The organism is Azoarcus sp. Soil_N_20 (assembly GCF_057656155.1).
Window position 1 is genome coordinate 1 of sequence record NZ_JBDGKX010000047.1, and the last position, 969, is coordinate 969.

2 protein-coding genes are annotated in these 969 nt (G+C 60.8%); one reads left to right on the forward strand and one right to left on the reverse strand.

Translation table 11 applies throughout. The features are described 5' to 3' along the window. Nucleotides 1-141: 141 nt before the first annotated feature. Entirely contained in the window at nt 142-549 is a 408-nt protein-coding gene (locus AC3A35_RS27795) for an acyl-CoA thioesterase (protein ID WP_487439791.1), read from the reverse strand. 178 nt (nt 550-727) lie between these two features. Between AC3A35_RS27795 and AC3A35_RS27800 the strand changes: the two genes are divergently transcribed. Further along, nucleotides 728-969, forward strand: a 242-nt coding sequence (locus AC3A35_RS27800) for an NAD(P)/FAD-dependent oxidoreductase (protein ID WP_487439792.1), incomplete at its 3' end; no start/stop codon positions are given.

Here is a 969-nt window from a genome sequence, read left to right on the forward strand (position 1 = left end):
CCCCAGCGGTGCTCGGCGTCGCGCCGGAAGGCGGTCACGTTGGCGGATTCGATGCGCGCCGCGGACGGGGTCCACAAAGGCTGGTCAAGCTCCATACTCATTCCTGTCTCCTTGCCCGATATCCAATTGATTTAGTTTTTATTAGCCAAACATCGCCCGGATTGTATCCGGCAAAGGTGCCGACTTGCCGGTGCGCGTGTCCATCCACACCGCCTTTGCCGCACCGTCGGCGTACAGCCGGTCGTCACCCTCGACAAACAGTTCGTACCAGGTCATCAGGCTGGTACGACCGGGTTCGCCACCGTACATCTTCACGATCACCGTGGCCGGATAGTTTACCGGCATGTAGAAGGTGCAACTTGCGTTGATGATGACCGCGCCGACGGGCTCCTCCGGACTCACCCGTGAGCCCTGCTGCTCGACCCACTCCACCCGCGCCTGTTCGAAGTACCTGAAGTAGACCGTGTTGTTCACATGGCCATAGGCATCCATGTCGCCCCAGCGGACGGGGATGTGGGTGGTCAGGATCAGCTTGCGTTCCATGGTCATTCGTCGTCTCCCTTGTTGTGCAATCCGGTGCAGAAGGAATTTACCATACGGGGCCGTATGTCTTAGAATCCGGAAGCTCGGGACACGCAGCGGACGTCGATCCCATGCAGGCTCGTATTACACTGTGGCCCGCACGAATCGCATACCAAAATAAAGCTTAAGGTAAAAGGAGAACGGGATGGAACGCGAATCCATGGAGTTTGATGTCCTCATCGTCGGTGGCGGCCCCGCGGGCCTGGCCGCCGCGATCCGGCTCAAACAGCAGGCCGAGGCCAAAGGCCAGGACATCTCGGTGTGCCTGATCGAGAAAGGCGCCGAGATCGGCGCCCACATCCTGTCCGGTGCGGTGATGGACCCGCGCGCGCTCACCGAGCTCTTCCCCGACTGGAAGGAACGCGGCGCCCCGCTCAACACCGCGGT